The sequence below is a fragment of the Gordonia sp. i37 genome, from assembly GCF_002043085.1.
In the GTDB taxonomy this organism is placed as follows: Bacteria; Actinomycetota; Actinomycetes; order Mycobacteriales; family Mycobacteriaceae; genus Gordonia; species Gordonia polyisoprenivorans.
Window position 1 is genome coordinate 1 of the sequence record NZ_MVPX01000708.1, and the last position, 291, is coordinate 291.

At 67.7% G+C, this 291-nt stretch carries 1 protein-coding gene; it reads left to right on the forward strand.

The window, feature by feature from the left end:
- On the forward strand, positions 1–291 hold a 291-nt coding region (locus tag B1964_RS29745), incomplete at both ends, for a DDE-type integrase/transposase/recombinase (RefSeq protein WP_139765986.1).

The following is a 291-nucleotide window of genomic DNA, read 5'->3' on the forward strand; positions in this document are numbered from 1 at the left end:
CCTGCGGTGAGGGGGATGCGTACCTGTGCGCGATCCGCGATGAGCACTCGCGGCGCGTGCTGGGCTGGCCGCTGGCCGATCACATGCGTACTGAGCTCATCGAGGCCGCCGTGGACGCTGCGGTCACCACGCGCGGCGGGTCGGTGACGGGCACCATCTTGCACTCGGACAGAGGCAGCCAATTCACCAGCCATGACATGGCCCAGGCCTGCACACGCCACGAGTTGCTGCGCTCGATGGGCGAGACCGGCATCTGCTGGGATAACGCCGGCGCAGAGTCGTTGTGGTCGA